Annotated in this window: 19 protein-coding genes; 13 read left to right on the top strand and 6 right to left on the bottom strand. The window is 68.0% G+C overall.

The annotated features are described in order from the left end of the window. Positions 1-62: 62 nt before the first annotated feature. Positions 63-1730: a PucR family transcriptional regulator gene (locus ACH438_RS43390; RefSeq protein ID WP_397016594.1), complete on the top strand. Its 1668-nt coding sequence runs from the start codon at positions 63-65 to the stop codon at positions 1728-1730. A gap of 6 nt (positions 1731-1736) precedes the next feature. Here the strand turns inward: ACH438_RS43390 and ACH438_RS43385 are convergent, their stop codons facing one another. Both ACH438_RS43385 and ACH438_RS43380 read right to left on the bottom strand, forming a co-directional pair. Then, positions 1737-2147: a VOC family protein gene (locus tag ACH438_RS43385; protein ID WP_397016592.1), complete on the bottom strand. Its 411-nt coding sequence runs from the start codon at positions 2145-2147 to the stop codon at positions 1737-1739. 10 nt (positions 2148-2157) lie between these two features. Beyond that, the gene (locus tag ACH438_RS43380) at positions 2158-2601 is read right to left on the bottom strand and encodes a helix-turn-helix transcriptional regulator (protein WP_397016590.1); all 444 of its coding nucleotides are present in this window, start codon (positions 2599-2601) and stop codon (positions 2158-2160) included. Between the two features lie 164 nt (positions 2602-2765). On the opposite strand from ACH438_RS43380, the gene ACH438_RS43375 reads away from it, so the two are divergent. The 3 genes from ACH438_RS43375 to ACH438_RS43365 all read left to right on the top strand — a co-directional run bounded on the left by ACH438_RS43375 (position 2766) and on the right by ACH438_RS43365 (position 5227). Then, positions 2766-3239 carry an Lrp/AsnC family transcriptional regulator gene (locus tag ACH438_RS43375; RefSeq protein WP_397016588.1) on the top strand — a complete coding sequence of 158 codons (474 nt, stop codon included), beginning with the start codon at positions 2766-2768 and terminating at the stop codon, positions 3237-3239. Between the two features lie 170 nt (positions 3240-3409). Next, positions 3410-4798, top strand: a complete 1389-nt coding sequence (locus ACH438_RS43370) for an aspartate aminotransferase family protein (RefSeq protein ID WP_397016586.1) — start codon at positions 3410-3412, stop codon at positions 4796-4798. Between the two features lie 162 nt (positions 4799-4960). Continuing rightward, the gene (locus tag ACH438_RS43365) at positions 4961-5227 is read left to right on the top strand and encodes a hypothetical protein (protein ID WP_397016584.1); all 267 of its coding nucleotides are present in this window, start codon (positions 4961-4963) and stop codon (positions 5225-5227) included. Between the two features lie 287 nt (positions 5228-5514). Here ACH438_RS43365 and ACH438_RS43360 read toward each other — a convergent pair whose 3' ends face one another. Further along, positions 5515-5778: a GlsB/YeaQ/YmgE family stress response membrane protein gene (locus tag ACH438_RS43360; protein ID WP_397016582.1), complete on the bottom strand. Its 264-nt coding sequence runs from the start codon at positions 5776-5778 to the stop codon at positions 5515-5517. A gap of 292 nt (positions 5779-6070) precedes the next feature. On the opposite strand from ACH438_RS43360, the gene ACH438_RS43355 reads away from it, so the two are divergent. Both ACH438_RS43355 and ACH438_RS43350 read left to right on the top strand, forming a co-directional pair. Continuing rightward, positions 6071-9283, top strand: a complete 3213-nt coding sequence (locus tag ACH438_RS43355) for a ferritin-like domain-containing protein (protein ID WP_397016580.1) — start codon at positions 6071-6073, stop codon at positions 9281-9283. Between the two features lie 25 nt (positions 9284-9308). Then, on the top strand, positions 9309-9995 hold the full coding sequence (locus ACH438_RS43350; protein WP_397016578.1) for a hypothetical protein: 687 nt from the start codon (positions 9309-9311) through the stop codon (positions 9993-9995). Between the two features lie 16 nt (positions 9996-10011). On the opposite strand, the gene ACH438_RS43345 is transcribed toward ACH438_RS43350, so the two are convergent. Further along, positions 10012-10572, bottom strand: coding sequence for a hypothetical protein (locus ACH438_RS43345; protein WP_397016576.1), 561 nt, complete (start codon positions 10570-10572; stop codon positions 10012-10014). Positions 10573-10762: 190 nt separating this feature from the next. On the opposite strand from ACH438_RS43345, the gene ACH438_RS43340 reads away from it, so the two are divergent. Genes ACH438_RS43340 through ACH438_RS43330 form a run of 3 tightly spaced genes read left to right on the top strand, consistent with a single transcriptional unit; the run spans position 10763 to position 13440 of the window. After that, positions 10763-11239, top strand: a complete 477-nt coding sequence (locus tag ACH438_RS43340) for a DUF4383 domain-containing protein (RefSeq protein ID WP_397016574.1) — start codon at positions 10763-10765, stop codon at positions 11237-11239. Between the two features lie 2 nt (positions 11240-11241). Next, positions 11242-11934 (top strand): MerR family transcriptional regulator, encoded by a 693-nt coding sequence (locus tag ACH438_RS43335; protein WP_397016626.1) that lies wholly within the window; start codon positions 11242-11244, stop codon positions 11932-11934. Between the two features lie 24 nt (positions 11935-11958). After that, positions 11959-13440 (top strand): glycoside hydrolase family 76 protein, encoded by a 1482-nt coding sequence (locus ACH438_RS43330; protein ID WP_397016572.1) that lies wholly within the window; start codon positions 11959-11961, stop codon positions 13438-13440. 4 nt (positions 13441-13444) lie between these two features. Here the strand turns inward: ACH438_RS43330 and ACH438_RS43325 are convergent, their stop codons facing one another. Next, on the bottom strand, positions 13445-14650 hold the full coding sequence (locus tag ACH438_RS43325; RefSeq protein WP_397016570.1) for an NAD(P)/FAD-dependent oxidoreductase: 1206 nt from the start codon (positions 14648-14650) through the stop codon (positions 13445-13447). After that, positions 14647-14985, bottom strand: coding sequence for a bifunctional 3-phenylpropionate/cinnamic acid dioxygenase ferredoxin subunit (locus ACH438_RS43320; protein WP_397016568.1), 339 nt, complete (start codon positions 14983-14985; stop codon positions 14647-14649). The genes ACH438_RS43325 and ACH438_RS43320 overlap by 4 nt, the downstream gene beginning before the upstream one ends. Before the next feature lie 222 nt (positions 14986-15207). Between ACH438_RS43320 and ACH438_RS43315 the strand changes: the two genes are divergently transcribed. From ACH438_RS43315 to ACH438_RS43300, 4 genes are read left to right on the top strand one after another with little or no spacing between them, the layout of a single operon-like run. Further along, complete coding sequence (locus tag ACH438_RS43315; RefSeq protein ID WP_397016566.1) at positions 15208-17628, top strand: FAD-dependent oxidoreductase; 2421 nt, start codon at positions 15208-15210, stop codon at positions 17626-17628. A gap of 5 nt (positions 17629-17633) precedes the next feature. After that, on the top strand, positions 17634-18773 hold the full coding sequence (solA, locus tag ACH438_RS43310; protein WP_397016564.1) for an N-methyl-L-tryptophan oxidase: 1140 nt from the start codon (positions 17634-17636) through the stop codon (positions 18771-18773). Then, positions 18770-19900 (top strand): aromatic ring-hydroxylating dioxygenase subunit alpha, encoded by a 1131-nt coding sequence (locus ACH438_RS43305; RefSeq protein ID WP_397016562.1) that lies wholly within the window; start codon positions 18770-18772, stop codon positions 19898-19900. Before solA ends, ACH438_RS43305 begins: the two co-directional genes overlap by 4 nt. Beyond that, positions 19894-21393 carry an aldehyde dehydrogenase family protein gene (locus ACH438_RS43300; protein ID WP_397016560.1) on the top strand — a complete coding sequence of 500 codons (1500 nt, stop codon included), beginning with the start codon at positions 19894-19896 and terminating at the stop codon, positions 21391-21393. The genes ACH438_RS43305 and ACH438_RS43300 overlap by 7 nt, the downstream gene beginning before the upstream one ends. Positions 21394-21415 lie beyond the last annotated feature (22 nt).

Below are 21415 nucleotides of genomic sequence, written 5' to 3'. Positions count from 1 at the left end.
TAGCGCGCCTGCCAACTTGTACAACTCGGCGGCGGCGAATCGACAATCTGTACACTCCGGACATGTCCGTCTCCGTTGGCTGGGTGTTGACTCAGCCCGATCTCGCCGTACAACTCCGGGGCGGGGCGAGCGGAATCCACCGGGAAATCGACCTCGTGGTCACCACCGAACTGGAGAATCCCCACCCCTGGCTGTCCGGCGGCGAGCTCGTCCTCACCACCGGCATGCGATTGCCCGGCGACCCCGCCCGCCGCCGCGAGTACCTGCGCGCCCTGAACGAGCGCGGTGTCGCCGGCGTCGGTTTCGGTATCGGCCTCACCCACGACGAGCTCCCCGCCGACCTGGCGACCGCCGCCGACGAGATCGGCATCCCCCTCTTCGAGGTGCCGCTCTCCACCGCCTTCGCCGCCATCGTCAAACAGGTCTCCGGCCGCATCGCCGAACTCCAATACGACGCCGTGCTGCGCGCCTCCCGCGCCCAGCCCCGCATGACCCGCGCCCTCATCAAATCCGGAATCCAGGCCATCGTCCGCGAACTCGCCGGATCCCTGGGCGCGACAGCCTTGGTCCTCGACCCCGCTGGCGCCGTAATCGGTTGCCAGCCCACAGAATTGGACCCCGAAACCCTCGACCGCGCCCGCCGCACAGTCCTGGCCGACGCCGTAGGCGCCGGCGTCCACACCGACCCCGCCGGCGCCTCCATCACCTACCAGCGCATCAACGTAGGCCGCCGCCACCACGGCGACCTGGTCGTAGTCAGCGACGCCCCCCTGGGCCACATCGACCAAATCCTCCTGGGCCACGCCAATTCCCTACTGGCCCTCGACTTCGAAAAACCAGCCCGCCTCCGAGCCGCCCAGCACCGCCTCAACACCCAGGCCCTCGCCCTCCTCCTGGGCGCAACCACGGACCTCACCCCGGCCTGGTCCCAACTGGCCCAGGCTGCCGACGTCCACGGCCGCATCCGAGTCCTGATCGCCGACTGCGACACCGACGCCGCCGTCGAACCCGTCCAGACCGCCCTCGCCGACGCCATCGTGGGAGCGGGACACCCGCTCTTCCTCCACGCCGATAAACGGCAGCTCATCGCAGTCCTGCCCGCCGCTGCCACCACGACGCCGCCGGAGGGTCAGGTCGCGGCCGGCAGCGCGGCGGCGCTCACCGCGATTGCCAGAAGGCCCACGATGGCCGCGAGCTCAACGACGGCAGCGCGTTCGAGGGCGGCCGGGGACATCGCGCCTGCGGAGAATGTCGCGGCCGGTGGTCCCGTGATCGCGTGGCTGGGCCACGAAATATTCGGCAGCACAGGCAAACTGGTGCGGCTCGGGTTGAGCGGCGCGCATCCGGTGCGAGAATTGGCGGACGCGGTGGCCGGCGCGCGATTGGCCGCGTCGGCCGCCGAACGGGGCGGCGTGCCAACGGAATTCGGGAGTCTGGCGGGCCGATCGCTGCTCGCGGTGGACGCGACGCGGGAAGTGCTCGCGGCCATGGCGCGTGGCGTACTGGCGCCGCTCGCCGACCATGACCGTCGCCACGGCGCCGAGCTACTGCCCTCTCTGCGCGCCTTCCTCGAGGCCAATGGCCACTGGGAATCCGCCGCTGTGGCAACGGGAATCCATCGCCATACGCTCCGCAAACGTGTCACCACCGCCGCTGGTCTGCTCGGAGCGGATCTCGACAATGCGCGGGTCCGGGCCGAGTTGTTGCTGGCGCTGCTGGCGTACGGGTGAGGCGGGTCAGGCGATTTCGCTGATGCGGACCATATTGCCGGCGGGGTCGCGGAAGGCGCAGTCGCGGATGCCGTAGGGCTGGGCGGTGGGTTCCTGGACCACTTCGGCGTCGGTGGCCTGGAGTTTTTCGAAGGTGGCGTCGAGGTCCTTGGTGGCCAGGATGATGCTGGCGTAGGTGCCCTTGGCCATCATTTCGGCGATGGTGCGGCGTTCGTCCTCGCTGACGCCGGGGTTGCCGCTCGGGGGGTACAGGACGATGGACATGCCGGGCTGGTCGGCGGGGCCGACGGTGATCCAGCGCAGGCCGTTGAATCCGACGTCGTTGCGGACCTCGAAGCCGAGGGCATCGCGGTAGAAGGCCAGGGCGGCTTCGGGATCGTCCTGGGGCAGGAAGGTCTGGTGAATTGTGATGTCCATGGTGATCAGGCTATTCCGGCGTGCTTGCCGGTGCTTCTTTATTCCTGACCGGTCTGGTCACCTGTTTGGCGACGCAGGACGGGATGCCCTCGATCGCGCCGGCTTCGTCGCGGCGGTAGGCGCTGGGCGGCATGCCCACCAGCTCGGTGAAGCGGGTGCTGAAGGTGCCGAGGGAGGAACATCCGACCGCGAAGCACACCTCGGTGACGCTCATATCGCCGCGCTGCAGCAGCGACATGGCCCGTTCGATGCGGCGCGTCATGAGGTAGGAGTACGGCGATTCGCCGTAGGCGGCCCGGAACTGCCGGCTCAGGTGCCCGGCCGACATGTGCGCGTCCCGTGCGAGCGCCTCGACATCGAGCGGTTGCGCGTACTCGCGGTCGATGCGGTCCTTCACGCGCCGTAACTGCGCCAGATCGCGCAGTCGTTGTGCGTCGGCGGGTCTGCTGCTCACCCCCGAAATCTTTCCACGCGCCCGCGGGACCAGCCATCTTCGCCGTGGCACCTGCGGAATCTTCGTTGTCAACCTCAGAAATATACGGATTTCGTTGTCTGTGGCAGGATCGGCGCCAGCAATCCATTGCCCATAACCGCAGGATCGGAAAAGGAGGCAGGGGCATGACGGAACCGGAACCGGCCCGTCGCATCCCGCTCGACGACCTCGCCAAGCGCATCATCGGCCTGCTGCAGGAAGACGGCCGCCGCGCGTATGCCGCGATCGGCAAGGAGGTCGGCTTGTCCGAGGCCGCGGTGCGGCAGCGGGTGCAGCGGCTCACCGATGCGGGTGTCATCCAGATCGTGGCCGTCTCGGATCCCTTGCAGGTCGGCCTGTTCCGGCAGGCCATGCTGGCGATCACGGTGGACGGCCCGGTGCGCGAGGTGACCGAGGCGCTGGTCGGCCTGGACGAGATCAGCTATGTGGTCGAGTGCGCGGGCCGCTACGACGTGCTCTGTGAGGCCGTCTGCGCCGACGATGCGGCCCTGCTGGATCTCGTGGACACCCGCCTGCGCGCCCTGCCGGGCGTGCGACATGCGGAGATCCTGGTCTATCTCGCGTTGCGGAAGCAGACGTACCAGTGGGGTCCGCGCTAGACCTACGAAATCCGTAGTTGATCATCCAAAACAATTAGGTTTTCGGTTGATGTGTGCCTCGCGAACAACTGAATCAGTTGCAAACGGGTTGCCGGCTGTGGCATAAACAGAGTGTCGCCGCCCGCGAACGACGCCGGAGCGCGATCCCCAACCCGCCGAGGAGTCCGCACATGACCGCCACTACCGACTATCAGCCGCAGGCCGCCCAGGACGCGGCCCGGATCGTCCGCGACAACCTCTGGATGCACTTCACCCCGCAGGACGCCGGCACCGGCGCCGACGTCCCGGTGATCGTGCGCGGCGAGGGCGCGTACATCTACGACAACCAGGGCCGCCGTTACCTGGACGGCCTGGCCGGACTGTTCGCCGTGCAGGTCGGCCACGGTCGTGAGGAACTCGCCCAGGCCGCCGCGCGCCAGACCCGCGAACTCGCCTACTTCCCGCTGTGGGGTTACGCCACCCCGCCCGCCCTCGACCTCGCCGAGCGGCTGGCCATCGCCGCCCCCGGCGATATCAATCGCGTGTTCTTCACGGTCAGCGGCGGCGAATCCGTCGAGACCGCATGGAAACTCATCCGCCAGTACTTCAAGCTGACCGGCAAGCCCACCAAGCACAAGGTGATCAGCCGGTCCATGGCCTACCACGGCACCTCCATGGGCGCGCTGTCCATCACCGGAATCCCCGGCGCCAAGGCCGATTTCGAGCCGCTGGTGCCCAGCACCCTGCGCGTGCCCAACACCAACTTCTACCGCGCCACCGAGCACCCCGACGATTACGAGGCGTACGGCCTCTGGGCCGCGGACCGCATCGAGGAAGCGATCCTGTTCGAGGGCCCGGAAACCGTTGCGGCCGTATTCCTCGAGCCGGTGCAGAACACCGGCGGCTGCTTCGTCCCGCCGCCCGGCTACTTCCAGCGCGTACGCGAGATCTGCGACCGCCACGATGTGCTGCTGGTCTCCGACGAGGTCATCTGCGCGTTCGGCCGCCTCGGATACGACTTCGGCGCGAAGAAGTTCGGCTACCAGCCCGACATCATCACCACCGCAAAGGGTCTCACCTCCGGCTATGCCGCGCTGGGCGCGGTGCTGGTGAGCGACAGGATCTTCGAGCCGTTCAAGAACGGCGCGACCTTCATGCACGGTTCCACCTACGGCGGGCATCCGGTGTCGTGTGCGGTGGCCATGGCCAACCTCGACATCATGGAGAACGAGGACCTCTACGGTCACGTCCGCAACAATGAGGCCGCCTTCCGCAGCACCCTGGAGAAGCTGTACGACCTGCCGATCGTCGGCGAGGTCCGCGGTTCGGGCTTCTTCTGGGCCGTGGAACTGGTGAAGGACAAGACCACCAAGGAACGGTTCACCGACGAGGACGCGCACCGCATCCTCAAGGGTCACGTCTCCAAGGCGCTGTTCGAGGCGGGCCTGCACTGCCGCGCCGATGACCGCGCCGAGCCGGTCATCCAGCTGGCCCCGCCGCTGATCTGCGGCCAGGCCCAGTTCGACGAGATGGAGCAGGCGCTGCGGCACGCGCTGACCGGAGCCATGAAGCTCATCTGATCGCTCGCCGCCCGCGTCCGGCCGGGCAGCACTCCGGAAAACGCCTCCGCGACCTTGTGGTTGCGGAGGCGTTTCGCTTTTGCTGGGCATTTGCCGTTGCGGCGCAAGTAACTACTATGCGGCTTAGTAGATCGGCGGTACCGGCGAAGCGGGGAGTGGCGAATGGTCGAGGCGATTGTGGCGGGCGCAGTGCATCTTCCGGACGCGCCGCCCTCGCTGGGTGCACTTCTCGCATGGAATCCGCAGCCCGTGCCGGTGTTGCCGACGGTCGGCCTGGTGACCGCGCTGCTGTATTGCTGGGGCGTGTGGCGGGTACGCGCAACCGGGCGGGCGTGGCCGTGGTGGCGGGCGGCGTCCTTCCTGGCCGGGTCCGCGGTACTGGGTCGCCTTGATCATCGTGACGTTGTTCGCGATCCGCTGGCGCCGTGACGAGCAGCGGGAAAACGCTGTGGCCGAACGTCATTCCGCGGCGAACGGGGAGGCCGAGTTGCGGGCCTACACCGAGTATCTGCGCAGTTTGCACAGAAAATGACGGTGGATGCTTGCGTGCCATCCCGGCCTGGGCTATGTTCTACGTATCTACTTAGTAGATACGTAGAAGAGAGCTCGAACCGCCGACCACTGGCGGTAAGGGGGCGCCTGGGGCTCGGGCGTCACCGGCCGGCGGGCATGTACGGCCCCCTCATCTCGTATATGCCCGCCGGCCGCACCTCTACTCAGACTCTGGCGCGAATCGCCTTGTAGATGATCAGCAGAATCACCGCGCCGACGATCGCCCCCAGGAAGGCGTGCGAGACCGGCGGATGAACGCTGAACTTGTGTGGTGCGAAGACCAGGCTGCCCAGGGTGCCACCGACGTAGCCGCCCACAATGCCCAGCACAATGGTCCAGATAATCCCGAAATTCTCTTTGCCAGGGACCAGAAGACGGGCGATGGCGCCCGCGATGAGGCCGATGACGATCATGGTGATGATGCCCATGGCGTGCTCCTTGCCGTGCAGGTACCGCGTTCTCGAAGGTAGCAGCCCCACGCCCGGCGGTGAGCGTGTCGCAATACATCAGCGTGCCCGGTCTCTTTCCTGTCACCGGCTGACACCTTCCCGCAGGTCTTTCCCGGTTCGCGGCGCCGGAAACCCCTCCGGCGGGCCGGGTTTCTCGGGTAGCGAAACGCGCTGCGGCGGGTGCCGCCGGGGATCATGATGAGGTCGGCGGTCTCTAGCGGCAGGGTGGCCGCGGAGACCGGGACTTCACCGGATTCCGGAAGGCACGCGCATGACCGACAGCGCGCAGGGTGGCGGGACGCCATCGGAGATACCGAATATCAGCGGGGAAGGGCCGTTGGCCCGGACCATCGCGGCGCGCGGCGGGCTCGCGGCGCCGGAAGCACCGTTCGTCATCGAGCACCGCGAGGCGCTCATCTACATGCTCTGCCAGGCCGCGGAACTCGAGCACGGCATCATGTGCCAGTACCTGTTCGCGGCCTTCTCGCTCAAACAGCACGAGAGCGAAGGACTGACGGCCGGCCAGGTCGAAATGGCCACGCGCTGGCAGAAACTGGTGTCGCACGTGGCGACCCAGGAGATGCTGCATCTGGCGCTGGTGCACAATCTGCTGTCCGCCATCGGCGCCGCACCGCACATGTCGCGCCCCAACCTGCCATTGCCGGCCGCGCACTATCCGGCCGGTGTGCAGCTGGCGCTGATCCCGTTCGGCGAGGAAGCGTTGCGGCACTTCCTGTTCCTGGAGCGGCCCGAGGGCATGGATCTGCAGGACGCCGAGGGCCTGGCCATGGCCGGACGGGCCGCGCCGCTCATGCAGCAGGGCGAGATCGTGCCGCGGTTGCAGGATTTCGCGACGGTCGGGCATCTGTACCGGTCCATCGAGCACGGCATCCAGCATCTGGCCGAGAAATACGGTGAACGCTGGCTGTTCGTCGGGCCGCCGCGGGCGCAGGCCACCGAAAAGCATTTCCGCTGGCCGGAATTGGTGCCGGTGACCGATGTGGCATCCGCGCGGCGCGCCATCGACACCATTCTGGAACAGGGCGAGGGGGCGCGCGGCGACTGGCGGGACGCGCACTTCGGGCAGTTCGTGAAGATCCTCGACGAATACGAGCAATGCATGCGCGAGGACCCGGGCTTCGACCCGGTGCGGCCGGTGCTGGCCGCCAATGTGCGTGCGCCCGAACGGGTCGTCGAGGTGCCGCTGATCGGCGATCAGCAGACCGCCCGCGTCACCGACCTGTTCAATGTCGGCTACGAGGTGCTGCTGCAGATCTTCGAACGCTTCTTCGCGCACACCGACGAGACCGACGCGCAGCTGCAGACCCTCGCGGATGCCACCGTCGACCTCATGTTCCGGGTGATCAAACCGCTCGGCGAGCTCATCACCACCCTGCCCGCCGGACCCGAGTACCCCGGCCGCACCGTGGGGCCCAGCTTCGAATTGTTCTACGAGACCGACTATCTGATGCCGCACCGCGAGGCCGCGTGGGCGCTGATCACCGAGCGACTGGGTGAGGCGGTGAACCTGTCGGAGGGCATCCGCACCGAATGCGATCAGCATGTCGCCACCGAATTAGCCAGCGTGTCAACGGCATTCGGTGATATCCAGCGCACTCTCGCCGCGCACTTCCCGGCCTGGGACGCACACGCTCAGGCCGCCGTGCTCGGCCTCGATCCGGCGGTGCAGGCGGCAGCGCGCCAGCGTGCCGATGAGTTCGCGAGCCGCGTGGCCGGGATTTCCGGCGGCGGCCTCACCGGCGAACTCGCCGAGCTCTTCCAGGAGGTATATGCCTTGGAGACAGCGGATTCCGCAATCCCCGCTGTGGTCCGGCCGAGGCTGGCGGACAGTGTACTGCGCCCCCTGAGCGTGGCTCTGCTGCGTGCGCCTCTCGGCGCCGCGGACGGTGCGGACTCGAGTGCGGCCGACGCCGAAGGCCCGGGCGCCGCTGTCGATCCGGGTATGACCGTGGCGGACCGGCTGCGGGCACTCGCCGTGGCGGCGACGCGATTGCGGGCGCGCAGTGATCTGCTGGAACTGGTGGAGGCCACGGCCGCGCTGCAGGACCTCGCGTGTGCGGTGCTGCCCGCGGGGGAGCGGGTCACCGTGCGGGCGCAGCTCGCGGAATTGCAAGCGGGACTGCCCGGTTCGCTGCGGACTGCGAAGAACGGGCCGTACCTGGCGACCAATGCGCAGGTCGTCGATCATCTCGGGCTCCCGCTCGAGGTGCCGCCGACGGCCGCGCTGTGCCGGTGCGGTGCCTCCGCATCGAAGCCGCTCTGCGACGGCAGTCATGCGCGTGTCGGCTTCAACGATGCGAAAGACCCTGGGCGCGTGCCGGATCAGCGTGACGTGTATCAGGGTGAGCAGGTCACCATCTACGACAATCGCGGGATCTGCCAGCATTCCGGGCTGTGCACCGACCGGCTGGCGGCGGTATTCCGCGCCGGCGGCGAGCCTTTCGTGACGCCCAACGGCGGCCGGTTGGACGAGGTGGTGCGCACGGTGCGCGGCTGCCCCTCCGGCGCGCTCGCCGTCGGCTTCGACGGTGTCGAGGCGCGCGAGCTCACCGATTGGCACGGCACCCGCGAACCCGTCATCGAGGTGACCCAGGACGGGCCTTACCGGATTCGCGGGTCGATTCCGCTGGCCGGGCCGGGCGGCGCCGAGATCGAGCGGGCCGCGGGCGCTTCCACCGAGCACTACGCGCTGTGCCGGTGCGGGCAGTCGCAGAACAAGCCGTTCTGCAGCGGCATGCACTGGTATGTGGACTTCCACGATCCGGTGCCCGCGCCCGGTCAGGAGCCGACATTGTTCGAATGGGCGGGCGGTTATCCGGCGCTCTACCGGTTGACCGGGCTGCTGTACGAGAAGCTCATTCCCGACGATGAGTCGCTCGCAACGGTTTTCGCGGAAATGGACGCCGAGCTACCGCAGCGGGAGGCCGAGTGGACGGCTCGCGCCTTCGGCGCGCCACGGACCGCGGACGAGCCGTTGACCAGGCCCGCCCTCACCGAGGCGCAGCGGGACCGCTGGACCGCGCTGTATCTGCGGGCCGCCCGGACCGCCGGCTTGCCCGCCGACCCGGAATTCCGTTCCGCCCTGGCCGCTTTCGCCGAATGGTCCGCCGGAGCCGACGGCATCGCCACCGCCGGCGGTGTCATCGCACCCGATTGGAACTGGGGTCCGCTGGGGCCGCCTGCTTACCCGGTCGAGGAGCCCGCTACCGAAACCGCGGAGCCCGCCCTCCCCGGCCCCGACGAATCGGTGGGCTTCGCCGCCCACATCAAACCGCTCTTCCGAGACAAGGATCAGCGCTCCATGAGCTTCGTCTTCGACCTGTGGTCGCACGAGGACGTGAGCAAACACGCCACCGAGATCCTGCACCGCCTCGGCACCGGCGATATGCCGTGCGACGGCGCGTGGCCGCCCGAGAAGACGGAGGTATTCCGGCGCTGGACCGAATCCGGCATGCTGCCCTAGCTACCGGCCCGGTAATTTCGGAGTGATGGACAGGCGCACCGTTTTTCTCGCTGCCGGATTGGCCCCGCTGCTCGCCGCGTGCGGCGGCGGGAAGCATCATGATCATCCGGCGACCACCGCGCCGGTCGGCACGCCCGCGCCGCCGGGCAATGGGGCCAATCTGGTGATGATCATCCGGCACGCCGAGAAGCCCACCGGGTCGGGCGCGCCCTACGGCCTGACCGCGGATGGCGATCAGGATCCCGAATCGCTGACGGTGCGGGGGTGGACGCGGGCCGGGGCCTTGACCGGGCTGTTCGATCCCCGCACCGTCGACGCCACGCCTGCCGTGCTGCGGTCCGGATTGGCCAGGCCCACAACGATTTTCGCCGCCGACCCCGGCAGTCACGGCAGCAAGCGGCCGCTGGAGACCATCACCCCGCTGGCCGCCGACCTGAATCTGCAACCGGATGTGCGCTTCAAGAAGGACCAGGCCAAGGAGTTGGTGGCCGCGCTCGCGTCGGCCGCCGATCCGGTGCTGATCTGCTGGGAGCACGAGAATATCGGGGACATTCTGGCCGCCATGGGCACGATCACCCCGGCGCCGCCGAAGACCTGGCCGGGTGACCGCTTCGACATCGTCTATGTGCTGCGGCGACTCTCCACGGGCTGGTCGTTCACACAGGTCCCGCAATTGCTGCTGGCCGGTGATTCGCCGCAGCCGATCTCGTGAAGCGGCCGGGTGGAGATCAGCGGTCCTCGAGTTGGGAGGCCAGCTCGTCGAGGTCGGCGAGCAGGGCGGGAATCATGAGGCGATCCCACGCGAGAATGCAGAGGCACAGCAGGATGTAGACCCCGAGTGTTCCGGGGGACAGCAACTCAATCTCGGGGATCAGACGCTGGGCGAACAAGAGCAGGGCCGCGCCACCGCCGAGCGCGATCGCTATCCATTCGCGGGCGAGGTGTAGATGCAGTCGCCGGCGTTCGGCGCCGATATGCGTGTCCCACCACGGTGGATGGATCCGTTCCGGCAGTCGCCGATCGTCCTGTGCGGCGTAGAACTCGAGCTGAAGTTCGCGGGCCCCGAATCGGCGTGACGTATCGGCCCGGCAGAGCCATACCCCGAGCGCGAATCCGGCGGCGAACCAGCTCAGCGTCCATACCCAGTAGAAATAGCCGTCCGACAGCGCGATCGCGGTGACCGCGACCGCGAGTGCGCCCGGCGCGGCCCACCAGGAGCGCCGGAGTGCGCGCAGCGCCCGGCGCAGTTCATCCGTCGCCGTTCGCGACCCGGTACCGTCTCGTTGCACGGTATCCCTCCACCTCGGTCCACCCTCCCCGGATCGTATTCGCTACAAGGTTGCTGCGCATCTTCAAGCGTGGAGCGAAGTGGTGGTAGATGGCGCCGCTGCCTTGACTAAGACAGTCGTCCTAGAACATACTCGCATCCACTTCTAGGACGATCGGCTTAGAAGGTTCGATACAGAGGAGGTCGCCATCGTGCTCTTCGACGGCTTTCGTTCGCAGGCCCTGCGGTACGTCCACGCGATCTTCGAATCGCCCTTGCAGTTCTTCGTCTTCCTGATCGGCGCCTGGTTCACCGCGAACGGCGTGATCGCCTACGGGATCTACCCCGATATGGCCTTCGGCTCGGACATGCAGTCGTGCACGATCCAGTTCCTGGGCTTCATCCCGGTCACCGTGAACGGCTGGCACGCGCTCTTCCACCTGATCACCGGGCTGGCCGGGCTCGCGCTGGCGCCGATGCCCCGGCGGGCGCTGCTCTACACCCGGATCTGCGGCCCGTTCTATCTGCTCATCGCCGCACTCGGGTTTTCGGGCGGCGACCAGGTGCTGCACCTGATGGCGGTCGACACCTTCGGCAATATCGTCCACACCATCGAGGGCACGATCACCCTCGCCGCCGGATTCCTCTTGACCTTGCAGCCGACTCGAAGGTCTACCGTCGGTTCGTGAGGATGCGAATCTCCGAATTGGCCGACCGCACGGCGGTTCCGGCCTCGACATTGCGGTTCTACGAGAGCGCGGGCCTGCTACCGGCCGATCGCACGGCGAACGGGTACCGGAGCTACGGGCCGGACGCGCTGGAGCGGCTCGAATTCATCGGCGCGGCAAAGGGTCTCGGATTGTCGCTGGAGGATATCGGCGAGCTGTTGCCCATCTGGCAGGACGGGCCCTGCGCGCGGGTCAAGGCCGAGTTGCGGCCGCGCCTGCGGGCCCGGCTGGATCAGGCCGAGGGGCGGCTGGCCGAGCTGCGGTCGTTCATCGCCACGCTGTACACCGCGCTGGAGCGGCTCGACGGGCAACCCGATCGCGACGAGCGCTGTGACGCCGAATGCTGTTTCCCCGCAGTGGAATCCGCAGAGTGGCAGTCCGCGCCGATCGCCTGCACGCTCGGTGACGGCGACAGAACCGAGCGGGCGGAACGGTGGCAGGTGGCGCTCGACGGCGGTACGCGCACCGAGATACCCGATGGCCTGCGCGTGACCGTTCCCGCCGACCGCGCCGGGATGATCGCCGAGTTGGCGGTGGCCGAGCAGCAGTGCTGCGCTTTTTTCGATTTCCGTCTGCACCTGGACGGACCAGCGGTGCAGCTGGAAATTCGCACGCCCGGGGCGGGCGTCGCGATGCTCGCGGAGCTGTTCGCCTGACCATCGGCCGCTACCGTGGCTGGGGTGGCCGAGAACAGTAGAGTCCGATGGGGAGTGGCCGGCTGTGTGGTTGCGGTCGCCGGGGGAGTGCTCACGGCGAGTGATGTCGTCACTCCCGAACCGATCGGGCCCGCGGTGCTGCAGGTGCGGCAATGGTCGCGGGTGATCACACTGACCAGTTCGGGCGGCGGGGCCACCGCCACCCTCGAACACGGGCAGCAGGGTGACAGCGTGTGGCTCGAACGATCGACCGACGGCGGTGCGGCCCCGGCCGAGAGCGCCGATGCCGGAGCGGAATCCGGCCCGGACACCGCGGAACGGCTGGCGCCCGGCACGGTCGCGGCGCAGCAGACCGTCGCGCACAGCGGCTTCCGGCCGTATACCGGCGGGATGCTGCGAGCTTGCGGGAAGGCCGGAGATCGGACCGCGATCCGCTGCACCCGATGGTTCGCGGAAGGTGAAGCGGCCCCTGATCGCCGGCAGCGTGCGGTGGAACGACTGCTGGACAGGTACGACCACGCGGCGGGCCGGTGGGAGAACGACACCAGCATCTGGCAGAGCGCCAATGCGCTGACCGCGCTCATCGACTATATGCAGCGCACCGGTGACCGTCAGTATCTCGGCTATATAGACGAGACCTACCAGCACGGAATGGTGGCGAAGACCGGCGTCCCACGCCAGACCGGCTACAACGACGACGAATTATGGTGGGCGCTGGCCTGGATCGACGCCTTCGACCTCACCGGCGATCAGCGATATCTGCAAGCCGCGCGCACCATTGTGGACGGTCTCGACGATCAGCACGCCGCATTCTGTGACGGCGGCATAGCGTGGGCGCGAATGGGCGTCGATCCGCAGAGCCGCCCGTGGACCCAGGTCAATGCGATCACCAATGCGCTGTACCTCACGGCGACGGCACAATTGAGCACCCGCGTCGATTCGGCCAGTCGCCCGGCCTATGCGGCGCGTGCCCTGCGCACCCGCGAATGGTTCACCGACCGCGCGGGCCGCGCCCTCCTCGATCCCTCCGGCTTGATCAACGATCACCTCGACCAGCACGGCGACACCTGCGTCCCCGCCGACACGGAAACCCGATGGACCTACGTCCAAGGCGCGATGATCAGCGGTCTCGTAGCCGAATACCAGGCAACCCGCCAAGCGGCCCTGCTCACCACCGCCGACTCGATAGCCGCCGCGGCCACCGGCCGCCGCTCCCCATTCCTCCGCGACGGCATCCTGTCGGAACCCGCCGCCACCAATTGCCCCGGCCCCGACTGCAAAGACGCGGAAACCTTCAAAGGCGTTCTCGTCCGCTCCTACCGCGACCTCCTCGACACCGGCCGCTCCAAGGCAGCCACCCGCGAATTCCTTTCCCGCCAAGCGAACTCACTACTCGGTAAGAACGACGCCTACGGATTCCAATGGGGCACACCACCCAATCCGGACGATCCCCCGAATTACGCGACCCAAGCCGCCGCCCTGGACGCCTTCAACGCCGACGAGTGAATCGTCAGGCGATCTCCAGGTCGGAGCGGAGGGTGCGGTCGAGTTGTTTGCGGTGGCGAGTGAACAGGCGGGGGTTGTCGAGCGCGAAGACAGCGACCGGGACCCCTGCCCGTTCGTAGAGGACGGTGAAGGAGGGAGCCTCGTAGGAACCTTCGAGAAGTCGAACATTGCCGGCGGCGTGCGGATTTCCGGCCAACTGGAGCAGCTTGCCGTACTGGCGGGACCAGAAGTACGGGGCTGTCGGGGCTGGGGCGGGGGTGCCGGTGATTATCGCGGCGGCCAGGCGGGCTTGGGTGGTGGCGGCCGTCCAGTGTTCGGTGCGGGTGGGGCGGGCGGTGAGTGGGTCGGGGGAGTGGGCGCAGTCGCCGATGGCGTAGATGCCGGGGGTTGTGGTGCGGCAGAGGGTGTCGGTGGCGAAACCGGTTGTGGTGCACCAGGGTTCCGGAGGGCTGGGATTGCCCGAGGGTGGGACGGCCCATTCGGTGTTGGGGGTGCTGCCGATGCCGACCAGGAGGGTGTCGGCGCGGAGGGTGGTGCCGTCGGTCAGGCGGACCATGCCCGGGGTGGGGACGGGGTGGGTGGTGGCGGGGATGTGGGTGGCGATGGAGACGCCGGTGCGGAGTCGGACGCCGTGGTGGGCGTGCAGGGCGTTGCAGGCGGCGGCGACCACGGGGCCGAGGGCGTGCGCGCCGGGTGTGGGGGACGGGTCGACGAGGGTGACCTGCACCCCCATTGCTTGTGCGGAGGAGGCGATCTCGGCGCCGATGAAACCTGCGCCTGCCACTGCTAGATGGGTTGTGCCGGTGAGGTTTTCGCGTAGTTGCCGGGCATCGTCCAGGGAGCGCAGGTAGTGGGCCTCGGGGAAGGTGGAGAGGCGGCGGGGGCGGGCGCCGGTCGCGAGGATCACGGTGTCGGCGGTGACCGTTCGCCCGTCGTCGAGGTGGATCGTGTGCGGGCAGGTGGTGAGGCCGATGGCGCGGCGGCCCAGGAGCCATTCCGCGTCGAGTTCGGTTGCCTCGCTGTGGTCTTCGAGCAGGGGGAGCGGTTCGCCGCTGTGCAGGAATTCCTTCGACAGGGCCGGGCGGTCGTAGGGGAGGTGGGGTTCCTCGCCGATCAGGGTGATGTGGCCGCGAAAGCCGCAGGCGCGCAAGGCTCGTAGTGCGGACAGTCCCGCGAGTGACGCCCCGACGATGGCGACCGAACCGGTCATGACGCTGTACTCGGCAGCAGGTGGATCTCGTCCCCGCGCACTTCGACGCGGTGGGTCCGCACGGACCGCTTGGCGGGTGGCCCGGAGGCCGCGCCGGTGCGCAGGTCGAAACAGGATTCGTGCAGCGGGCATTCGACCGTGCAGCCCTCCACCCAGCCGTCGGCGAGGGAGGCGTCCTGGTGGGTGCAGGTGTCGTCGATCGCGAAAAGCCCTGCCTCGGTGTGGAAGATCGAAATGGGTGGCAGGCCGGGCGGATTCACGGTGAGCACGCCGCCGGGCGGCAGCTCGGCGAGGCGGCCGACCAGCAGGGTGGCCGTGGAATGCGGTGCGGTCATGACCCCTCCCGGGGGTGCAGGGTTGTTGCGAATGGCGCGTCGAGATGCGTTGTGTGCAACAGTGTGGCGTGTTCGCACCAGCCCGTCAACCAGGCGAAACATCACGGAAACAACGAAATACGAATTTTTCCGATTCGGTTGACAGGCTCTCGGACCGGGCGGAGCATAGTTGCGTATTACGGCACTTGGTGCGCAATACGCAACAACCTGGAGGCTTGTTTCATGCAGCCGCGAGTTGTCATCATCGGTGCGGGAATCGTGGGCACGGCCTTGGCCGACGAGATCACCGCGCGAGGCTGGACCGACGTCACCGTCACCGATCGCGGGCCGCTCTTCCGGACGGGCGGATCCACTTCGCACGCACCGGGATTGGTGTTCCAGACCAATCCGTCCAAGACCATGGCGGAACTGGCCCGCTACACCGTCGAGAAGTTCAGCGGCCTCGGCGCTTTCGACACCGTCGGCGGCCTGGAGGTGGCCACCACCCCCGAACGCTGGACCGACCTGCACCGCCGGCACGGCTGGGCGACCTCCTGGGGAATCCCGTCGCGGCTGCTCGACCCCGAGGAATGCGCCCGGCTGCACCCGCTGCTCGACCGCGAGCGAATCCTCGGCGGATTCCACACGCCCACAGACGGATTGGCGCTCGCCGTCCGCGCCGCGGAGAAGCAGGCGCAGCGCGCCATCGACCGCGGCGCCCGCTTCCTCGGCTACTGCGAGGTCGTCGATATCGTGCACCGCGAGGGCCGGGTCCGCGGCGTGCACACCGCGGATGGCCAGGACCTCCCCGCCGATATCGTCATCAGCGCCGCCGGCTTCTGGGGCGCGGAACTCGGCCGCCGTGTCGGCCTCACCGTCCCGCTGGTGCCCATGGCCCATCAGTTCGCCAAGACCGTGCAGGTCCCGGCGCTGGACGGCGAAGAGCGCCTGCCCATCCTGCGGCACCAGGACGCCGACCTCTATTACCGGACCTACGGGGATCGGATCGGCATCGGCTACTACGGCCACACCCCGCGCCCGGTCGATATGGACAACCTGCTGCGCGACACCGCGGGCGAGCCCATGCCGTCCATGCTCCCGTTCATCGAGTCCGAATTCGAACCGGCCTGGGCGGAGAGCGTCCGCCTGCTCCCGGCGCTCGGCGACAGCAAGATCGACGAGGGCTTCGACGGCATCTTCTCCTTCACCCCCGACGGCGGCCCGATCCTCGGCGAACACCGTGACCTGGACGGATTCTGGGTGGCGGAGGCGGTCTGGGTCACCCATTCGGCGGGCGTCGCGCGGGCGGTGGCGGAGTGGATCGTCACCGGCACCCCGGATATCGATCTGCACGAGGCCGATCTGCACCGCTTCGAGGACGCCGCGCGCAGCCCGGAATTCATCCGGCGCACCAGCGTGCAGGCCTTCGTCGAGGTGTACGACATCCTGCACCCGCACCAATACCGCACGGAGCCACGGAATGTGCGCACCAGCCCGTTCCATCCCCGGCAATGCGAGCTCGAGGCCTACTTCTTCGAGGGCGCACTGTGGGAGCGGCCGGCCTGGTACGAGGCCAACGCGGGACTGATGGAGGAACTGGCGGCGGACGGCGTGGAATTCCCCCCGCGCGACGACTGGTCGAGCCGCTTCCATTCACAAATATCCATTGCCGAAGCCAAGTGGACGCGAACGCATGTCGCGCTCTACGACATGACCCCGCTGACCCGCTACGAGGTCTCGGGCCCCGGCGCATTGGGGTTTCTGCAGGAACTCACCACGAACGACATCGCCAAGAAGCCGGGCGCGGTGACCTACACACTGCTGCTCGATGCGCGCGGCGGGATCCGCAGTGATCTCACGGTGGCCCGGCTGGGCGGTCAGCTCTTCCAGGTAGGCGCGAACGGCCCACTGGATTTCGACTGGTTCACCCGCCGCCTACCCGGCGACGGCAGCGTCACCCTGCGCGATATCACCGGCGGCACCTGCTGTGTCGGCGTCTGGGGTCCGCAAGCCCGCGAGCTGGTGCAGCCGCTGTGTGCGGATGACCTGTCGCACAAGGCCTTCGGATACTTCAAGGCGCTGCGCACGTATCTGGGCAGTATCCCGGTCACCATGCTGCGCGTCTCCTATGTCGGCGAGCTCGGCTGGGAGATCTATACGACCGCGGAATACGGTGCGGCACTGTGGGATCTGCTGTGGGCGGCCGGCCGCGAGTACCGCGCCATCGCGGCCGGGCGGATCGCCTTCAACAGCCTGCGATTGGAGAAGGGCTACCGCTCCTGGGGTACGGATATGACCACCGAGCACACCCCGGACATGGCGGGCCTCGGCTTCGCCGTCCGGATGAACAAGCACTCCTTCCTCGGCAAGCGGGCACTCGAAGCCGCGGACCCGCCCGCGCGGCTGCTGCGGTCGATCGTGCTCGACGACCCGCATGCCGTCGTCCTCGGCAAGGAGCCGGTCTCCGTCGACGGCACGCCCGCCGGATATGTCACCAGCGCGGGCTACTCCGCCACCATCGGCCGCACCATCGCCTACGCCTGGCTCCCGGCCTCGGTGCAGCCCGGTGATCGAGTCGAAATAGCCTATCTGACACAGGTATTCGGCGCGACAGTGCATACCGAGCCGGTGGTGGATCCCGACATGTCGCTGATCCGGAGGTAACCGCCATGACCGACACCTACGACGTCATAGTCATCGGCCTCGGCGGCATGGGCAGCGCCGCCGCCTATCACCTGGCGCGCCGCGGCCACCGTGTGCTCGGCCTGGAGAAGTTCACGCCCGCCCACAACAAGGGTTCCAGTCACGGCGGGTCCCGCATCATCCGGCAGTCCTATTTCGAGGATCCCGCGTACGTGCCGCTGCTGCTGCGCGCCTACGAACTGTGGGCGGAGCTGGCGCGTGACTCCGGCGAGGACGTGTACCGGCTCACCGGCGGTCTCTACGTGGGCCCACCCGAGTGCGAGACCGTCGCGGGCAGTATCGGCGCAGCCCGGGAATGGTCGCTGCCGCACGAGATTCTCGATGCCCGGGAAATCCGCTCCCGCTTCCCGAACTTCACGCCCGACGACCATTTCATCGGGTTGTACGAGGAACAGGCCGGCTTCGCCCGCCCGGAAGCAACAGTCGCCGCGCACCTGCAACTGGCGGACCGCGCCGGCGCCACCCTGCGCTATGGCGAACAGGTCGAGGACTGGCAGGACAACGGCTCGGGTGTCACCGTCACCACCGGAACGGGCACCTACACCGCCGCGCAGCTGGTGATCTGCCCCGGAGCGTGGGCGCCCGGCCTGCTCGCCGACCTCGGCATCGATATCCACATCGAACGCCAGGTCATGTACTGGCTAGACCCCGTCGGCGGCACCCGCTCCTTCCTGAACGATCCCATCTACATCGCCGAAAACGATTCGGGCTCACAGGTATACGGCTTCCCGGCCATCGACGGCCCCGAGGGCGGCGTGAAGACCGCGTTCTTCCGCAAGGGCATCGCCTGTACCCCCGACACCATCGATCGCATCGTCCATGACGGAGAGATCGAGGAAATGCGTAAGCGGGTCAGCGAATTGGTGCCCGCCCTGACCGGCGCCTGCCTGCACGCCGCGACTTGCATGTACTCCAATACCGCCGATCAGCACTTCGTGATCGCCCGCCACCCCGCGCATCCCGTGGTCACCGTGGCCTGCGGATTCTCCGGGCACGGTTTCAAATTCGTGCCGGTGGTGGGTGAGATCCTCGCCGATCTGGCCATGACCGGCGGCACCCGCCACCCCATCGACCTGTTCGCCCCGCAAAGGCTGGTATCCCTGTGAGCCCGGATCTGATCCCCACCCTCGGCGGTGAGTACTACTGCGACCCGGCCGTTTTCGCCGCCGAGCAGGAGCACATCTTCGAACGCATGTGGTTCTGCGCCGCGCGGTCCGCGGAGCTGGCCGATCCCGGCGCGTTCAAGCGCGTGCAGGTCGGCCGCGAGAGCGTGCTGGTGGTGCGCGGCCAGGACGGTGGATTGCGCGCCTTCCTCAATATCTGCCGCCATCGCGGCGCGCTGCTCTGCACCGAGTCCGAGGGGCAGGTGAAGCGGCATCTGCGCTGCCCCTATCACGCCTGGACCTACGCGCTGGACGGGAAACTGGTGGCCGCCCCGAATCTCGGTACCCTGCACGATGATTCGGGCGCGCCCATCGACCGTGTCGCCTACGGCCTGATCCCGGTCACCCTGCGCGAATGGCTCGGGTACGCCTGGGTGTGCCTGGCCGAGGACCCGCCGTCCTTCGAGACCGAGGTGATGGGCGCGGTCACCGCCCGGCTCGGCGATCTCGCCGCCATCGACCATTACGGGATGGCGGAGCTGACCGTCGGCAAGCGGGTCGTCTACGACGTGGCCGCCAATTGGAAGCTGATCGTCGAGAATTTCATGGAGTGCTACCACTGCGCCACCATCCACCCGGAACTGGTGGAGGTGCTGCCGGAGTTCGCGGGCGGGTACGCGGCCCAGTACTACGTGGGCCACGGCGCCGAATTCGGCGACGGCATAGCCGGTTTCACCGTGGACGGGCGACCGGGCTTCGACGCGCTCCCCGGCCTGGCGCCGGAGCAGGACCGCAAGTACTTCGCCATCACCATCCGGCCCACGGTCTTCGTGAACCTGGTGCCCGATCACGTCATCTTCCACCGCATGTACCCGCTGGCGCACGACCGCACCGTGGTCGAATGCGACTGGTTGTACGCCCCGGATATCGTCGAATCCGGCGGCGTCCTCGATCATTCCGTGGAACTGTTCCACAGGGTGAACGAACAGGATTTCGCGGCCTGCGAACGCACCCAGCCGGCCATGTCCTCCCGCGCCTACCGCAGGGGCGGGGTACTGGTGCCCGCCGAACACCACATCGCCGAGTTCCACGCGTGGGCCCGCACCCGGATCGGCGGTGCGGCATGCTGACCGACGACGAACTCTGTTGCGGCCCACACCTGTACATCGACGGCAAATGGGTGCCCGCGCAGGGCGGCGGCAGCCGGGATATCGTGAATCCCGCCGACGGCACCGTGATCGCCACCGTGGACGAGGCCGACCGGGCCGATGCCGTCGCCGCGGTCGCCGCCGCCCGCACCGCCTTCGACACCGGCGGCTGGCCGCAGACCCCGGTGGCCGAACGGATCGCCTACCTGCTGGCCATCGCCGACCTGCTCGACGAACACCGCGATCACATCGCACGGCTGGAGACCCTGGACACCGGGAAGACGCTGCGCGAGAGCTACATCGACCTCCACGATGTGGTGGAGGTGTTCCGCTACTACGCCCGACTGGCCGCCACGAGCGGTGATCGGCTGGTGGACACGGGGAATCCGGCCGTCATCAGCCGGGTGGTGCGGGAACCGGTCGGGGTGTGCGCACTCATCGCGCCGTGGAACTATCCGCTGCTGCAGATGTCCTGGAAGATCGCGCCCGCGCTGGCGGCCGGCTGCACCATGGTGGTCAAACCCAGCGAGGTCACCCCGCTCACCACCATCGCGCTGATGCGGCTCATCGACCGGGCCGGAGTGCCCGCCGGGGTGGTCAATCTGATCCAGAGCAGCGGGGCCACCGTGGGTTCCGCGCTGACCGACACCCCGGACGTGGATCTCATCTCGTTCACCGGCGGCGCCGCGACGGGCGAGACCATCGCCCGGAACGCGGCCGCGCACATCACCCGGGTCGCCCTCGAACTCGGTGGGAAGAACCCGCACATCATCTTCCCGGACGCCGACTTCGAGAGCGCCGTGGACGCGGTGCTGACCGGCGCCTTCCTGCATTCCGGTCAGGTGTGCTCGGCCGGAACACGATTGATCCTGCACGAGGACATCGCCGATAACTTCGTCGCCGAACTCTCCTGGCGCGCAGCGGGTATCCGCATCGGACCCGGGCTCGACGAGACCAGTGAGACCGGGCCGCTGGTCTCCGAACAACATCGCGCCAAGGTCGAAGCCTATGTGGCCCTGGGCATCTCGGAAGGCGCGCGGCTCGTCACCGGCGGCGCCCGGCCGGAGGCCGCCCGGCTCCAGGCCGGCAGCTTCTATCTGCCGACGATCTTCGACGGCTGCCACCGCTGGATGCGCATAGTTCAGGAGGAAACCTTTGGTCCCATCCTCACGGTCGAGCGCTTCAGTACCGAGGCCCAGGCCATCGCCCTCGGCAACGACACCGCCTACGGTCTCGCCGCCGGCGTCCGCACCGCCGACGCGGCCCGCGGGGAACGCCTGGTCCGCGCCCTGCGGCACGGCACCGTGTGGCTCAACGACTTCGGCTACTACACCCCCGCGGCCGAATGGGGCGGCTTCGGCCGCTCCGGTATCGGGCGCGAACTCGGGCCCTCCGGCCTGGCGGAATACCAGGAGACCAAACACATCTGGCACAACACCGCGCCCGCGGTGGGTGGCTGGTTCTCGGATAACTGAAATCTCTTCACCCACAACTGAA

This window comes from Nocardia sp. NPDC020380 (assembly GCF_044386975.1).
In the GTDB taxonomy this organism is placed as follows: domain Bacteria; phylum Actinomycetota; class Actinomycetes; order Mycobacteriales; family Mycobacteriaceae; genus Nocardia.
This window is presented reverse-complemented; position numbering and strand designations above follow the sequence as displayed.